Source organism: Streptomyces sp. NPDC030165, from assembly GCF_055573595.1.
In genome coordinates this window covers 32,260-47,762 of the sequence record NZ_JBVIBD010000009.1, presented here as the reverse complement: position 1 = coordinate 47,762, position 15,503 = coordinate 32,260, and the positions used below count along the sequence as shown (strand labels likewise).

Below are 15,503 nucleotides of genomic sequence, written 5' to 3'. Positions count from 1 at the left end.
GGAGGATGTCTGCGGCTGCTCGATGTGCGCACGCCTTGGACCGGAGCTGGTCCGGATCTTGTTTCCGGCGGACGACCTTGGCTGCGTTGTGCTGCGCGGGTGCCGCACACGGGGCGCACCTGGGCCTGCGGCTCGGGCTCCGAGGAGAGGGCACCGGCCCGGTTGTGGTGGAACTTCTTCGGTCGCTCGTAGGTGGACATCGAGGAGGCGCGGGGGAGTGGACGGAGGGGTGGTTCGGGGAGGTGAAAAGGGGTATGACGGGGAGAGGCTGGCTGCGCCGGAGTTGCCTCTAGTGCCGTTGGGGCGTGGCGGTGGAGTAGAGACAGCGATGGTCGTGGCACGAACCGGCGGGCTCAGGTGTATTCGCGGTTCTGGTACCAACGCCACCGATGATGGCGGACGAATCGGGTATCGATGTAGTGCCAGCGGTGCAGTTTGAGCTGTCCCTGGTCGGCGTTAGTCACGGTGTTGATGACGCGAAAATTGTCGGTGAGGACGCGTGCGCCGGCATCGAAGAGTATGTGGCAATTTGGGCACAAGCAGAGGAGGTTCTCGACCACATCGGGACCGCCGTCTTCCCGCGCCTGGATATGGGCTCCCTCGCTGTATCGATGGCGAGGTGCAGGCAGGAGGAGCACCTCATGGCACATCTGACATCGGTCCTGGTACCACTTTTTGACCAGCTTGGTCGCACTGATATCGCGTCGCGCTCCCGGGTGAATCGGATCACCGGAAGATGCGCTGGGGTGAGACGGCAGGGCGTCGTCCGCGTAAAGCGGTGGGGCAGCCTCCTCGGGAGTCGTGACGTCCGACATCGCTGCATCCAGGTGTCCGATGAGTGGCAGTATCGCCTTGGGATCGACGAAGAGCAGCTCATATATGTCGAGAATGGAACGGCGGACAAGTGACCAGGCGGCGTCGATGTGCGCACCGTGGATCGCGGTGCATTCGGTCGCGGCGAGTGTCCCTGCGATGCGGTACATGTGATCGTCTGCGCGGATGAAGAAGTCATGCTCCGGGTCGTGGAGCACAGCCTCCCACTCGTGCATGACTTGGCGGAACGCATCCCACTTTGTTCCAGCGCGAGGGGTACAGGGCAAGGTGAACTTTTTCTGAAAGGCCCAGCGATAGGCGTCGGCGAGGCCAGCGCGCCAGTCTCCCTCGATGGCTTCGATGGCGGTTCGTGGCACCACGCGGCGGGTGAAGTGGAGCGCCCTGGAGTAGGTCGCTACGTGGGCGGGGCCAAAGCCTACCCACTCATGCTCCGCGAGTTCCCAGAGCACCCCTATGCGGGGAGGGACCGGTCCTCTGTGGGGCTGGTAGCGGTACCTGCCGCGGGATGGAAGACCGTGTCGACCGTCCCATGCCTGGTGCAAGTGCGCCTCGAGGGAGATGGAGAGGCTTGGGCGACCGCGAGTTTGTTTGAAGGGAGCGCCGGTCAACAAGAGGGTGGGGGCCGCCTCTCCCTTCGTCCTCGCCCGGAGGGTGGCATGCGCTGCCGAGCTGAACAGCCGCTCGTCGGAAATATCGTGGTGCATGAGCACCGGGGCGGACTCCTGCAGGACAGGGGAAAGGATGTCCCTCAGCGGAGGCAGGCGACGTTCGTCTGGTTCGATGAACGCGGTCCAGACCGACAAGGGTGCGCTCGGCCACCAGTCGAGGGATATGGCAGGGGCGATGGCTGTCGACCACCAACTCACCGCAGCCACATAAAGATCCGCCGGGTCCGCTCCCGCTGAGTGGGCCACCTCGTGCGCCATCTGGCCGAGTGGTCCTCTATAGATGATGTTGTCGCCCATGGTGTCCTTCTGTGGGGGCTCGTCGCACTCGCGAAAAGCCCTGTTGTCCTTCGGACGGCATTGTGCATGGCGGCACTGACATCAGCCGGCCGCGTTCAGGTGAGAGGAGGTCAGGGGGAGGCCGCCCCGCGTACGGCGAGACATTGAACCCGCGTGCGGCGTCAACCCTTGGCATCCTCCTGAACGCCTGGGGCCTGAACGAACTCGTCATCCTGAATATCGGCTTGGGCTGGGTTTCGCCGACAACCGACTGTACGCGGCGGTGGGAGTGGTGGCGGTCGCCACGACCCTGATGAAAGGGCTCCCGCTCCACCGAGCCACCCACCGACGCCGACCGGGTCAGAGCCAATCTCGCCGCTTGAAGTTGAAACACACAGACTCACACGCCAGCGCAGTCAGTGTCTTCGGACGGCCAGACTTCTGGCTTTCCGGGGACGGCCGGATGTGGCCACTGCACTGGTCGACGCGACCGGCCGAGGCTTACGAGTTGGTGCGTGATTGTGGGTGGGCATGCTCTGTTGGTGAGGGGTTCGACTGATCGTTCGGTGTTGGCGCATCCGCTGTTCACTGGCATCCCGACAGAGCATCTGGCGTCGTTGGTAGCTGAGTTGGCCGGGCCCTGGGTGGCCGGTGTCGAAGGGCATCGGTTCCGGGTGAGGGGTGGCGAGCGGAAGCGTGCGCCGGGTGCTGGTGCCCGGCACCGGCTGGTCTTCGTGGACCGGCTGGTGGCCACACTGATTCATCTTCGCCACGATCTGCCGCACTCGGTTTTGGCCCTGCTCTACGGAGTGGACCGCTCGACCGTCACTCGGGCTGTCGGTGAGGTCCGCTGTCTGCTCGCCGAGCGTGGGTTCGCCGTACCAGACCGCCCTGATCTGCGGCTGCGCACTCTGGAGGACGTGTTCGCCTATGCCCAGGCGGAAGGTGTTCAGCTGCGTTTGGACGCCACCGAGGTGCAAGTCCGCCGGCCTGCCGCGGGTCGGGGCGGACGGCAGGTGTTCGTGTCGGGCAAGAAGAAGCAGAACACGATGAAGGCCACCGTCATCGCCGACCACCAGGGCCGAACTCTATGGACCGATGCCCTCAGGCCAGGGCGGATGCATGATGTGACCGCCGCCCGCACGGCCGGGATCAGTAGATGCTTGGACCACTTCAACCTCGTCCAGGTCTTCCTCGACGACGGCTACCTCGGCCTCGGACGGGACCACCCGAGGCGAGCCCTCACCCCGCCGCGCAAACTGCGACCGGGAGCCATAGCGCCCTTTGTCGAAGCCCGAGCACGCCAACGGCACGACCACTCCTCACAACGGATCACCGTTGAACACGCCCTCGCCGATCACAAACGCTGGAAACAGTTGACGCGCTGGACCCATCGCCGCGACCGCCTGCCCGACACCTACCGCGCCATCTCCAGCCTTGTCTCCGACCGCAATATTGCCTGAGCAACGTGCTGAGCAAGGCAGACACGTCCCACCCGCTATCACGCACCAACTCGTAAGTTCGGCGCGAGTGATGTGCAGGAACTGCTGGACGGTAGCTCACGTAGCGTGGACCTACTCGGTAGCCGCACTGCCCCTGCCCGCGCGCTCCCGGCCACCGCGTTGACGAGCAGTCGACTGGCAGCATCCCATCGAGTGGAAAAGCGACCCGCGCTCAACCGCGCCACAGGCCGCGCCAAGGACCTGCCCCACCTCGGCACCCACCTGGTCCGATACTGTGCCGACGACCCCGACTTCGCGGCACTCATCAGCACGTACGCCATGGAACGGCTCATGTACAACGCCCGCCTGGGCTGGCGCATTGAGGGAAACCGCATGATTGGATGGACGCACGGGCGGGAGACCTACGAGGACCTTCTGTCCCTCACCGAAACCCTCGCAGCCATCATCGACAACTTTCCCGAACAGGCGTGGAGCTGGCCCAAATGAGCTGCTGTGCACCCGGACCGGACTCCCCCGCCGACGGCACACTGCGGGGGCAGGACACCGGCCCCGCAGCTGTGCGGACGGAAACGGGCAGCGGGGCGGGCCCAGTTTGTACATCTCACCGGGCCGATGGCGAAGGCGTCGTCGGTGAGTGCTGTGCGGGCCGCCGGTCGGTGTGGAGTTGGCCCGGCGCCGGCCGCCTTCCGCACGCACCGGGAACCGGCGGTGCAGAAGAAGACCGGGGCTATGGTCTGGCTCCGCGCGCCTTCCGCCCTCTGCGGCTTCGCCCGTGGTGGACTCTCGCCGAAGCCTGGTAGGCACATCTGAGAGCAGCCGCTCACGCCGTGGCCTGGCTGCCGCTGGCGGCCGCGCTGCGCCACCAGCTCGCCGGCCTGCTGAGCCCGCAGGACGAAAGGTGCAGTGAGCTGCCGGGCATCGTCGGCGGGCTGCCCGGCGCGCCTCCGGTCTTCAACCTTCCCGTACGGCCGGAGGTGGTGGTGGAGATCGAGGCCGACCAGCCGGCCGCCTCGGAGTTTGGGCGTTTCCGCCACCGGCCCCGCGCGGTGCGGGTACGCGAGGGTCTGGCCGTCGACGAGCTCCCCGCCGTTCCGTAGGCAGCCACGCCCGAGAGCTGCGCTGACCTGCCCGCGCGACCGGGATGGTCGGCGTGGAGCGGCTTGTGGGCGTCGGTCTTGCTTACTGGGTCAGCTCAATGTGTGGATGGTCCGGGATTGCCGGACAGGCGTGGAGTTGCAGGTCGTAGCCCCCGGCGAGGGCGATCATGGTGAAGTTCGCCGGAGGGGTGCCGGGGAGGAGGGGCGTGGGGTCGGTCCGCTCTTCCTCGGGGGCCCAGCTCTTGCTGCCGGCGTTCCATTCGGTCGAGGCGATCGTCAGCAGCGGATCCATCTCGGTGTCGCACTCGGGGCAGCGCCGGGGCATGGGGTCGGTGAGTCCCCAGCGGCTCCAACCGCCGACCTTCCAGCCAGGGGCGACTGACAGGTGTTCCGCATAGAACTCCTTCGGTGTGGACGCGTAGGAGTTGTCCACCTCCGATTCTGCTGCCCGCCATGTGTCCCGGTCGCCCAGCTGGTCCTGCACCTCCTTGCTCAGCTCCAGAAGGTCCGGGTACTCGGTGACCTGCTCCGGTGCGAGCAGGCACGGCTCGGGCAGGTAGTCGGAGAGCTGGATTGCGGGCGGCTCGGGAGCGGTGGCCAGGACATCGGTGACCTCGGCGGCGGACCGCCAGAACAGCGCAGCTTTGGGACTGGCCGGGTGGTTGAAGGGGCACCAGAGGACCTGGAGGAGGTCTGCCCCGGACGGCCCGAGCGTGCCCAGCTGAGGAATATCCCGCAGGTACAGCTGGGCCACGGGCAGCATGGCGACCGGGCCTTCGGGCCACGGGCGGCCTTCAGAGATCCGCTTCTCGGTCGCCACTTCCTCAGGCGTGGGCCGGGATGCCGGGCGGCCGAGGTGCCGCCGGCTCGCCACTGCCGCCCGGATGCGCCGCAACAGCCGTACATCCTCCGGCGAGAGGACCGCATGCGCCAGGCTGCCCCTGACATGCTGCTCTGCGCAGTACGGCCAGGGCTCGTCGGCGGGCCACAGGAGCGGCCCGCCGACGGAACTGTCGTGCACTGACGGAGACCCGGGGCGGGGATGCAGCCGGGTTGCTGTGCGCGCCAGCGGGGCCAGTTGAGGAAAGAGCGCGGCGACATCGAGCGGCCGCGGCGGGGTAGTGAAGCTCATACCGGCTCCCGGTGGACGAACAGGGCGAGAGGGTGGATCAGTTACCGAGGTTGAACTGCCCGTTGCCCTGGGTGTTGGGGATATAGACATCGGGGAACAACTGATCCACCGATCCGTCCTCCCGCTCGATCTTGGCGCTCATCGTAACTCCCTCGGGAATCGTGCTGGTGGCGTCCAGGTACTTGGGCGTTACCTGGTAGAGGATCGCGTCGTCGTCTCCGAACGACAGCTTTGCCACCTCGTCACGGACCTTGGACTCGTAGTCCCACATACTGCCCGGGCCGGTGTTCATCCCCACCTGCCAGCAGGGGACGAGGTTCTGCGAGATTCGTCCGCCGAGAATGTTGGCTATCAGGTGGCACCGGGAGAGCCCGGCGTTAAGTTGGTTCGCTTGGGCGAACAGCTCCGCATCCTTCCAGCCGGTGATGTCTCCTCCGGCCGGGCTGCCCGCTCCCAGTGTCTTCCCCAGGCATGCCCGCGCCGCGGACGCCCGGGTACCGGCGGGGCCCAGCGGGTTGGTGGTCTTGTTGACGTGGGCAACCGGTTCCGTGGTGTTCAGGATCCACCCGTTGCCGGACGGGCGTGCCCCCTGCGGCGAGACCCCCAGGCACTCGGCGTGTGCGGAGTCGAACGACGCCGTGAGCCCCAGTGTGAACTGCTCGGCGTCGATGACCCGCTGACTCTCGAAGCCGTCGTACAGCTGGTCCACGGCGAACTTCTTGTCGGCGGCCGAGACATGGGCCCGCACGCAGCGCCTGGAGGAGTCCAGAGTCGAACCGCCGCCGAGCTCGAATATGCTCCACCCGTTGTTGCCGGGATGGGGGATGAGTTCAGCGCACTGCGCGCCGTCCGCTCCTCCTTCCTTGGTCTCCGCGAAGGGAAACGGGGCACAGCTGTCGGTCGGAATGAGGTCCGTCGCGTCAGCGAACGGCTTCGACGACGCAGCTCCACAGGTGCGACTCGTACGGTCAGCCACGCCGCTCTTCGCCCGGGTCAACGGCGTGCCGCGTCCCCAGCGGTCGACCAGGTTCTTCTGGGCCCACAGATAGGCCGCCACGGCAGCGCCCTGGTCCGAGCCCTTCGTGCTGACCGCCACCTCGGGCACCACCGAGGGAATGACGCAGCCCGGTGATGCGGTGGGATTGGCCGCGACATCCCGGACGGCGTCATCACAACGGATCTTGCGCGGATTGCTCCACGACGCGGTCGGGTCGACGACCGTGGCGCCCGGGGACGTCACGTACAACTTGTAGGAGGTGTCGAACTCCGCGACGGCGCCCGCCGCGGGGGCCGAGGAGTAGGAGACGGAGCCGGTGACGGACTGCCCCACGGTAAGGGCGCCGCCGTACCAGGGCGCGGTCTTCGTCGCTGTGCAGCCGGTCGTGCAGGAAGCGCGGAACTTGGCGTTGAGGACAGTGACCTTTCCGCTCGCACCGGTCATCTTCACGGTGACCTGCTCGTTCCACGTCTTGCCCTTCGCGGGCAGTGTCGCATCGGTGGAGACCTCCAGGGTGCCGCGCCCGATCTCCGCGCCGTTGCTGTCACGCAGGGTGTAGAGGACATTCACCCCGGTCACGCAGTACCGGAAGCGTTCATACGAGTAGCTGCCGGGATTGGTGATGTCGCAGCTGCCGCCGGCGAGCGGCCGTACCGCGGCGGACCGTACGGACGCGGCCCGTACGGACGCGGCCCGTACGGACGCGGCCCGTACGGAGGTGTGCCGGACCGAAGTGGGGCTGACGCTCACACACGCCTTGACGGCGCCCGCCCGGCGCTCCTTCGAGCCTGCCTTCGTGGGCTCGCAGCGTGCTCCGGACTGCTTCGGGAAGGAGCTGATCTCGGTGACGGGGGCCGAAGCGTCGGACCGTTCCGTCCGGCCCACCTGGCCGACCTGCCGCGGCTTGTGGTCCGCAGCCTGTTGCGCCGGGGCCATGCCTGTCGTGGCCAGCCCCAGCGTCACCGCGGTCAGTACGGCGAGGACGGTCGACCGGGCACGTCTTCGGGCTGCGTCTTTGGGACGTATCTGCACGTTCGTCAGATCTTTCTTCTTTGTCTTTGGGGGAGGGGCGACGGACACACCGGACATGCGGCGCCCCGGGCCGCAGTGGACGGGCAGCGCTCTGGCGCACAGGCCCTCACGGGTCCGTGGACACGTGGGGAAGCGGATGGCGCTCAGGTGGTGAGCCCCGGCTGCGAAGGCCGGAGCTCACCACGTCGTGCATCTATTCCGGTCGGTCAGGACGCGCTGGGCCACATGGCCGTGCGCGAGCCGAGGGTGCCCTTGCCGTTGCCGGGGTAGAGGTACAGGCCGCCGGAGCTGTTGATGGCGGCGATGTCGGCCTTGCCGTCACCGTCGAAGTCGCCGCCCATGACAGCGCGGAAGGAGCCCCAGGTCTCGTCGGGCCACATCGCCTTGTCGTAGTCGAACGTGCCCTTGGCGTTGCCCGTGTACAGGCCCAGGCCACCGGTCTGGGAGACGGCGGCGATGTCGTCGCGGCGGTCGCCGTTGAAGTCGGCGGTGGTCAGGTGCTTCTTGGACCAGGTCTTGTCGTGCCAGACCTGGCGCTTGAAGCCGGACAGCCGGCCGTCCGCGGTGGTGGTGTACGCGTACAGCGAGCCGTCGTCCCAGATGGCCACGAGGCCGTCACGCCCGGAGTCGTCGGCCTTGTAGCGGGCGAACTTGGAGACGGTCTTCCAGGAGCCGTCCTTGGCCATCGAGCGGGGCGAGCCCAGCTTGCCGCTCTTCGTGCCCGGGTACAGGTCGAGGTACCCGTCGACGTTGACGGCGGCGATGTCGGTCAGGCCGTCACCGTCGAAGTCGCCGGCGGTCATCGCGCGCTTGCGGCCCCAGGAACCGTCGTGGTTCCACAGCTCGCGGCCGTATTCGAGGGTGCCGTTCGGGCCGGTGTAGAAGACGTGCAGGTTGTGGTCGTCGAGGACGGCCGCGACGTCGGGACGGCCGTCGCCGTTGAAGTCCGCCGCGGTGACGACGTCGGTGACATGGTCGTACATGGCCGTCAGCCGGATCTGCTGGACCCAGCTGTGCAGATCGTCGACGCGGGTTTCGACGGCGCCGGTACGGGTCTCCTCGGAGCCGAAGCAGCCGCCCTGCCACGAGGCGTGGTGGACCGCGACCAGTTCGAGGCCGCCGTTCTCCGTCTCGCGCAGGGCCGGGCCGCCGGTGTCGCCCATGCAGACGCTCGCACCGTCCTTGCCGGTGACGGCGAGCGTGGTCTTGTCCACCGCGTCCACGGAGAAGCCGCCGCTGTGCAGGCGGCCGGGGACCCATTCGTCCTTGGTCCGGCCGTAGCCGGCCACGCGCAGGGTCTCGTCCTTGGCGGGAGCCACGGAACCGACGGTGACCGGGGCGATGTCGTCGACCGGTGCGGACAGCCTCGCCATCACCAGGTCCCGGTCCGCACGCGGCACGAGTTCGGTGACGGTGCGCACCTGCCCGCTCTTGCCGGCCAGGTCGGTGCGCCCGATGGTGGCCGTGGCCGCCAGCTTCGGCTTTCCGGCGGCGACCTTGTCCTGGCCGGGGTGGTCGGCGAAGCAGCTGGCGGCCGTGAGCAGCCACTGGGGGTCGACCAGGGCGCCGGTGCAGGCGCGCTTGCCGTTGCCGATGTCGAGCTTCGCCGTGAACGGGTACGCCCCGTCCTTGGCGGCGTCACCCACAACGGCGCTCGCCGGGATACCGGTCAGGAGGCCGGCCGCGACAGCGGTCGCGGTCAGTCCGGTGAGCCATGCGGCGCGCGGACGTCTGCCAAACACTCTTGCTTCCTCAATTCTTGGGAGGGGGAGGGGAGAAAGGGGGGATTCCGTGGGGGAGATCCGATCCGGAAACTGGGCGGTGCGGGGCTCGGTGACGCAGGAATGCCAAGCGCGGCACTTCCGTTTCGGTACCCTGCTTTGCTTCGATCAGAGGATCGACTCAAAGATTTTGGATGCGGTACCTACGGCTACTTTTTCGACCTTGCGGAGAACTGGCTTGCCGACGGAAACGACCTTTCCTGCGCCTCGCGTCGCGAGATTCAGTGCTTGGCGGCCGAGAGCGCTGATGAATTCCCCGCTGCCGAAGCCGTTCTCAAAACCGGTGATGATGGCACTGATCCCTGCGGAGATGCCCGAGATGCCGAAAGAGATCGCGGAGATACTGCCGAAGATCGGCGCGGCCGGCCAGAACACGCACAGGGCCGCGGCTCCGGCACCGATGAACCCTGATGCCGCACTGACCGTGTCGGCGCCGCGGGCCCATGCCTTGGGGTCTTTCCACCACTCCTTCTTGCCGGGTTCGGTCGTACCGGATTCGGTCCCCTGGGGGTTGACCTGGTCGTTGGTCTCGGAGTCGGAGGGGTTGCGTTTGTTGTCCCGGTCTTTCTGTGCCTGCCGGGCGGCCTCCTGGGCGGCCTTCTTCAGTTCAGCTGCCCGCATGTCGGCGGCCGTCTTGCGGGCCTGGCTGGCGGCGACGGCTGCAGTCTTGGCGTCCTGGCCGGCGGTGACCGCGGACTGGCGGGCACTGGCAGCTGATGCGCTGGCGCTGTAGGAGGAGGCCAGAGCACTGTGGGCGGCGTCGATGGCGCGGTTGGCCGAGTAGTTCGCCGAGCGGGAGGCACTGCGGGCGGTGGCGGCCGCGTTCTTGGCCTTGTCCGCCGAGGCTTTCGCGTCGGCGGCCGACTTGTCGGCCGCTTCGGCGTTCTTGCGGGCCTCGCCGGCGTAGTCCTGGGCCCGCTTGGCGTCCTTGAGCGCCTTTTGGGCCCATTCCTGTGCCTCGGCCGCCTTGCCGCGGGCTTCCTTGGCGACCTGGGTGGCCAGTGAGGCGTTTTGCTGCGCTTCGTGGGCGATGCGGGCGGCGGTAGCGATGGACGCCTTCATGGCGGAGGCATGGCACAGGGAGTCGTAGTCGAGCTGCGCGGCGAGGTACTGGATGGAGTCGACGAACTTCCGGCGCATCCACGCCGGTCCTTCCGCTACGACGTCGGCGTACGCCTTGGAGTAGGCGCCGCCGTGGGACAGGATCGACAAGGTGGTGACGGCGTCGTCCTCCTCGATCGCGGCGGGAAGGTCGACGTCGAAGAACTTCTGCAGGGCTTCCGGGGTGTCGGTGTCCAGTGCCTTGTTGCACGCGGTGATGACCGCATTGCCGGGCTTGGCGGACAGGATGCGGAAGATGTTGACGCGGTTTTCCGTCTCCCGCGCCCTGATCACACCGGAGGTGTTGAAGTCCCCTGTGGGGCGGTCACCGGCCAGGGCGGTTGCCGCCGCCCTGGCGACAGCAGGATCGGAAATCTGCGCCATGAACAGGGTGGTTTCCCGGTCGTCCTGGGAGGCAGCGACCGGCCGGTCGACGTCGATCCAGGACAGGACGTCGTCGTCGCTCCCGGACAGGGCGAAGCGGGCGGCCTCACGGGTCCAGCTTCCCTTGGCGTCCAGCAGGCCCACGGCCGCCTTGCGGCCGAGTGTGGCGGCGACCCCCAGGTCGTCGCGCGCGAGCGCCTGTTCGGCCTTGGCGATGAGGTCCTTGACGGCCTGGTCGGTCTGCTGTTCCTGGGTGCGCTTGTTCAAAGCGGCCGCGCGGTCGGCAGCCTCGATCTTCGCGAGGACCGCGGCTTCCTGCATTCCTTGCTTGCGGTCCTGCTCCAGGTAGGCCATCTCGGCCTCACGGGCCTTCTGTTCCACCTTGATGGCGTCTTCCACGGCCTGAGTGGCGGCGTTGGCGGCCTTGACGGCCGCATCGGCGTAGGCGGTGGACTTGTTGGCGAAGTCGACGGCCTGCCCGGCGTACTTGACCGCCTCATCGGCCGCAGCGGCGGCCTTCTCCGCGTGCTCGGCGGCGGCGATGGCGGCCTTGTGGGCGGTACGGGCGTTGGCCGCAGCGGTGCTGGCCAGGGCCTGGGCCCGAGCGGCGGCATCGGTGGCCTGGTCCGCGGCGTCGGAGGCGATCGCGGCCTGCCGCTTGGCCTCAGCCGCCTGGGACTGGGCCGCACCTGCCGAGGCAGCTGCCTGGGCGGAGGCGTTGGCGGCGGCGGAGGCATTGCGCGCAGCGGATGCTGCCGACGCCCCGGCGCTGGCCGCCTGGTCCGAGGCGATGGCCGCCTGCTCAGCGGCGGCGGCCGAGTCGCGGGCCTTGGCCGCCGCATCGCGGGCGGCGACGGCGGCGTCCTTGGCCTGGCTGGTCTTCGAGGCGTCCTTGGAGGCGGCGATCGCGGCGTTGTAGGCGCGCGACGCGGCGGCCGCCGCCGCGGCCGCCGCCTGCGAGGCGGCGGTGGCGGCCAGAGAGGCCCGGCGCGAGGCGGTGACGGCGGCATTGGAAGCGCTGATGGCGGTCCGGGCGGCGGAGGCGGCGCCACTGGCCGCGGCGGCGGCCTTGCGGGCCGCGTCGGCCGACACCTTGACGTTGTCCCTTGCTTTCTCAGCCTCCGACTTGGCCACCTCGGCTGCGGCCTTGGCCTTGTTGGCGGCGGTGGTGGCCCGTTCGGAGGCTTCCACGGCCAGGTCAGTCTTCTGACGAGCGGTCTTGGCCTCGCGCTTGACGATGGCGACAAGCTGGTCGATCGTGGCGGCTTCCTGGTCCCGGGCCCGTGCGATGTGCTGGCCGGTGTCGAGGTACCACTGGACGTCGTCCGCGGTGCCGCTCAGCGCACGGTTCGCGTACTTTGTCACCTCCGGGCCGGCCGTCTTGAGACTGCGGGTGATCTCCACCCGCATGTCTTCCAGCCGGGCCTCGTACTGGCCGACGGTGAGGAACTTCTCCAGTGCCTGTTCCGTCTCGGCGTTCAGCGCGGCATTGCCCTCCCGCTGGACGGCGGTGCCGCCGGTGTTCATCACGGCGAGGATCGAGACCCGCATGTCCTCCATGACAGAGGAGCGGAAACCGTCTTTCACGTAGGCGGCGATGGCATCGTCGCCGCCCTCCAGGGCCTTGTCCGCGTCCCGGCGGGTCCCCTTCCCGCCGTGGGCGAGGTAGGTGAGGACGGCGACCCGGTTGTCCTCCAGCGTCGCCTTGGGCAACTCCTCGGTGAGGAACACGGTGATGTCATGGTCGGTGCCGCTGAGGGCGTAGGCGGCGGCCTCCTTGACCGCCTTGCCGCCCGTGACCCATGCCTTGACCGCCTTGGCCCGGTCCGTGTCCGGCAGGGCCAGGGGAGTGGCGTCCACGGGAGCGCCGGCGGCCCGGGCCGAGGCAGTGAACAGCAGGGGCGTCGAGGAGGCAGCCGCAGTGGCCGCCAGGGCGGCAACGAAACGGCGACGGTTCCAGAACGTTGTCTGCACGAAAAAACCTTGTCTAGTCATGGCCGTCAGAAGGACGACGGAGTATCACCGGGCTCCGCCGTTCTAGCGTCAGCAGAGCCCGGTGACAGCAACTGCCCGCAGCGGTCGCCGCAAAGGTCAGTCAGCGGGGTGGTTTTCCCTGAGGGCGCCACCACCCCGCAGGTCAGGCATGCGCACGCCGAGCAGTCGGCGATTGCAGCAGCGCGCCCTCGGGGAGTGAAGGGGGCTTACTTCTTAGTCGAGATCTCGACCAGCGTGTGGGCCTCGCCGGTGTTGTCCGCTGTCTCCCCTACGGGCGTCCACGCGTTCTTCCGGACATCGAACGACTTCTCCTGACCGGTTCCGGCAACGGTCATGTCGACAGTGGTCTGGTAATCGTTGCCCTTGATGCCGAAGACCGCGGGGATTTCCAGCGTCAGATAGCCGGAGTCTCCCGTCACGCGGAAGCAGACCTTGCTGTTCTGCCGGGACCAGACCTCCAAGAGCCCCTGCCCGCTGTCACAGGAAGCCAGTGTGATGTGACCGTCCCCCCGCTTCAGCTTGATGCCCTTTTCCGCAAAAATCTTGTCAGCGTTCGGGTAGTTGAAGTCTTCGATCGCGAGCGGCATGTCACCTGCCGCAGCCTGCCCATTGGGTTCGGCGTGAGATTCCCCCGGGATGGCCTGCAGGAAGTAAAGCGCAAGCGCGAAAACGAAACCACTCAGCAACCCAAATCGGGCCAGTCGGCGCATTGTTCTCTTTCTGAAATCTCGTCGAGTTGCTGCAGGCTCACCCGCGCCCAGGGTGCATCGCGCCCCGCGGGTTGGCACCCGCAGACTCACAGGCTGATCACCAGCAAATGAGTATCAATGACCGACAAAGGAATATCCATCCAGGAATGAGCGACATAACGCGCAAAACGGGCATTCCTGCTGTGATTCGCGCCACCCTGGGTCAGGTTGTAGCCGCCCACATAAAAGAATCTGCCAAATTCTCGCGAAGATGCCGCGTTCCGGACGCGGTCAGCCCGGCCGACGGCTCTGCCGCACGGCGAATGCACCTCACCGGCGGCACAGCGCCGCCCGCGACAGGTGGTGTGACGCCATCGGCCGGTCCCGTGGCGGACCGCCACGAAGGCCCATCTCCCAGTCGATGACCGATGCCGGCCCTTGAGTGGAAGAACAACGCACGAATGAGTTCCCAAAGTCCCTCAGGTCCAGCACACCGGCCTTTCCCTCTTGGGCTGCGGAAGCGAGGAGGGACTTGCGACGAGATGTGAATGGGCGGGCACCGGGAGGGTGATGCGGGTGGTCTATGGGCGGCGTTCACGGGACAGGGACTGCGTACGGTCCAGTAGGACTTTGGCCGGCGGATAGGCGCGATGCGGCAGCAGGCTTTGGCGAAGACGCAGCAGGTACTGGTCGGCGCGTCCTGATTGCAAAGGCCGGTAGAGGGAGAGGAATGTGTGCCAGTGCAGGCATGCGGCGTCCACATCGGCGATGCGTAGCTGGGTGGCGGCGATGTGCGCATGGGTGAGGGCGAGAGAGCGTCGGTCGCAGGGGTCTCGGTGTCGTGCGGAGGCTTGGAGAGCCGTGAGGGCTTCGGTGTGCTGTTTCAGTGCCTGGAAGACGGCGGCTCGTTGGTAATGCAAAGCGGCGAGCGGGTACTCGTCGAAAGGTTCGGATGGTGCCGAGAGCTCTTCGTGGCTGTTCTCCGCGGCGTGCATCAGTTTGCGTGCCAATGACGGCTGCCCGTCGTGGGCGGCTGTGAGGGCTTGCTGGATGCGGATATAGGCGGTCAGTGCGGGGTGGGCGACGCGTTCCGCGATGTGGGTCGAGCTTTCGGCGAGAGTGTGGGCGTGATGCAGGTGTCCGAGCCGGAGAGCCTGGGCGCTCATGGTGCGCAGGGTGATGGCGTAGGTTTTGCGGCATCCCGCGTAGTGGGCGAGGCTCAGGGCAGTCGTGAAGTAGCGGTGTGCCAGGTGGTGGTAACCGGCGTCGTCGGTCATCACTGCAAGGTGGTGGGTGAGTTGGGCGGCGCAGGTGAAAATCCGGTGCCGGTCGGGATGATTGGCGCGGCGATCCAGCAGGGTGCAGATGTCCTCGGCGAGGTAGGCGGCCAAGGCGGTGCGCGCACAACGGCCGCCGTATTGCTGTGCCAGGTTGGTGAACGTATGCAAGATGCTCTGCAGGGCAGCGGTCTCGTTGGTGACGAGGGGGCTGGTGTGCGGTGGGGCTGGCGCGGCGGGGAATGTGGTGGGTGGCGTGCCTGCCGGTCTGATCGGGGCGTAGGCGGCACGCTGTAGCGCTGTGCGCTGTAGCGGATCGATGTCGCTTCGGGCGAGGGCGAGCAGTTGTCGTACCGGTGTACTGGATGTGGCCTGCTGTGGCAGCTCGGCAGTCTGGGTGGCGCTGAGCGGGGTGAGGCCGGTGTCGTAAGGGGTGATCGGGCGGCCGACGCGGCGGCTGAGGGCTTCAGCGGCCAGGGCCGGGACGGGGGCAGGGGGGCGGGATCCGCGGCGCCAGTGGGCGATGGATGCCCGGGAGTAGTTCAGCCCCAGTCCCTGGGCGGTGGCCAGGGCGTTGACGGCCCTGGCCAAGGAGGCGTCGGACCAGTCCGCTTCGGCTAGCAAGGCGGTCAGGCGGCGATTGGGCCCATAGGTTGGCATGTCCCCTCCCTGCCCCAGAATGCGTTCACATGCTCACAAGCGCTGTCCGCTTGATGCACGGCAGCGCGTTACAACGTACGCGGGCTGGTGAGTCGTAAGCCTATGCCCACCGCTGAC

At 67.6% G+C, this 15,503-nt stretch carries 11 protein-coding genes; 3 read left to right on the top strand and 8 right to left on the bottom strand.

All coding sequences use genetic code 11. The features are described from left to right. Positions 1-353 precede the first annotated feature (353 nt). Positions 354-1,799: an HNH endonuclease gene (locus ACZ4Z1_RS18515; protein ID WP_468487654.1), complete on the bottom strand. Its 1,446-nt coding sequence runs from the start codon at positions 1,797-1,799 to the stop codon at positions 354-356. 548 nt (positions 1,800-2,347) lie between these two features. Here ACZ4Z1_RS18515 and ACZ4Z1_RS18510 point away from each other — a divergent pair. The 3 genes from ACZ4Z1_RS18510 to ACZ4Z1_RS18500 all read left to right on the top strand — a co-directional run bounded on the left by ACZ4Z1_RS18510 (position 2,348) and on the right by ACZ4Z1_RS18500 (position 4,338). Then, positions 2,348-3,241 carry a transposase gene (locus tag ACZ4Z1_RS18510; RefSeq protein WP_468487653.1) on the top strand — a complete coding sequence of 298 codons (894 nt, stop codon included), beginning with the start codon at positions 2,348-2,350 and terminating at the stop codon, positions 3,239-3,241. 192 nt (positions 3,242-3,433) lie between these two features. Then, positions 3,434-3,727, top strand: a complete 294-nt coding sequence (locus ACZ4Z1_RS18505; protein WP_468487652.1) for a hypothetical protein — start codon at positions 3,434-3,436, stop codon at positions 3,725-3,727. Positions 3,728-4,068: 341 nt separating this feature from the next. After that, positions 4,069-4,338, top strand: coding sequence for a hypothetical protein (locus ACZ4Z1_RS18500; protein ID WP_468487651.1), 270 nt, complete (start codon positions 4,069-4,071; stop codon positions 4,336-4,338). An 82-nt stretch (positions 4,339-4,420) separates the two neighbouring features. On the opposite strand, the gene ACZ4Z1_RS18495 is transcribed toward ACZ4Z1_RS18500, so the two are convergent. The 7 genes from ACZ4Z1_RS18495 to ACZ4Z1_RS18465 form a co-directional block, all read right to left on the bottom strand. After that, positions 4,421-5,470 carry a hypothetical protein gene (locus ACZ4Z1_RS18495; RefSeq protein WP_468487650.1) on the bottom strand — a complete coding sequence of 350 codons (1,050 nt, stop codon included), beginning with the start codon at positions 5,468-5,470 and terminating at the stop codon, positions 4,421-4,423. Between the two features lie 37 nt (positions 5,471-5,507). Beyond that, complete coding sequence (locus ACZ4Z1_RS18490) at positions 5,508-7,499, bottom strand: DNA/RNA non-specific endonuclease (RefSeq protein WP_468487649.1); 1,992 nt, start codon at positions 7,497-7,499, stop codon at positions 5,508-5,510. 206 nt (positions 7,500-7,705) lie between these two features. Further along, positions 7,706-9,241, bottom strand: a complete 1,536-nt coding sequence (locus tag ACZ4Z1_RS18485; protein ID WP_468487648.1) for an FG-GAP-like repeat-containing protein — start codon at positions 9,239-9,241, stop codon at positions 7,706-7,708. 147 nt (positions 9,242-9,388) lie between these two features. Next, complete coding sequence (locus ACZ4Z1_RS18480; protein WP_468487647.1) at positions 9,389-12,739, bottom strand: ALF repeat-containing protein; 3,351 nt, start codon at positions 12,737-12,739, stop codon at positions 9,389-9,391. A gap of 227 nt (positions 12,740-12,966) precedes the next feature. Continuing rightward, positions 12,967-13,347, bottom strand: coding sequence for a hypothetical protein (locus tag ACZ4Z1_RS18475; RefSeq protein WP_468487877.1), 381 nt, complete (start codon positions 13,345-13,347; stop codon positions 12,967-12,969). A 209-nt stretch (positions 13,348-13,556) separates the two neighbouring features. Beyond that, complete coding sequence (locus tag ACZ4Z1_RS18470) at positions 13,557-13,691, bottom strand: hypothetical protein (protein WP_468487646.1); 135 nt, start codon at positions 13,689-13,691, stop codon at positions 13,557-13,559. A 339-nt stretch (positions 13,692-14,030) separates the two neighbouring features. After that, positions 14,031-15,386: a hypothetical protein gene (locus tag ACZ4Z1_RS18465; protein WP_468487645.1), complete on the bottom strand. Its 1,356-nt coding sequence runs from the start codon at positions 15,384-15,386 to the stop codon at positions 14,031-14,033. Positions 15,387-15,503: the final 117 nt, after the last annotated feature.

What these genes read in the sequence shown, in the direction of transcription:
- ACZ4Z1_RS18465 (WP_468487645.1), bottom strand. Translation starts at nt 15,386, where the DNA reads ATGCCAACCTATGGGCCCAATCGCCGCCTGACCGCCTTGCTAGCCGAA.
- ACZ4Z1_RS18515 (WP_468487654.1), bottom strand. Translation starts at nt 1,799, where the DNA reads ATGGGCGACAACATCATCTATAGAGGACCACTCGGCCAGATGGCGCAC.
- ACZ4Z1_RS18475 (WP_468487877.1), bottom strand. Translation starts at nt 13,347, where the DNA reads ATGCCGCTCGCGATCGAAGACTTCAACTACCCGAACGCTGACAAGATT.
- ACZ4Z1_RS18495 (WP_468487650.1), bottom strand. Translation starts at nt 5,470, where the DNA reads ATGAGCTTCACTACCCCGCCGCGGCCGCTCGATGTCGCCGCGCTCTTT.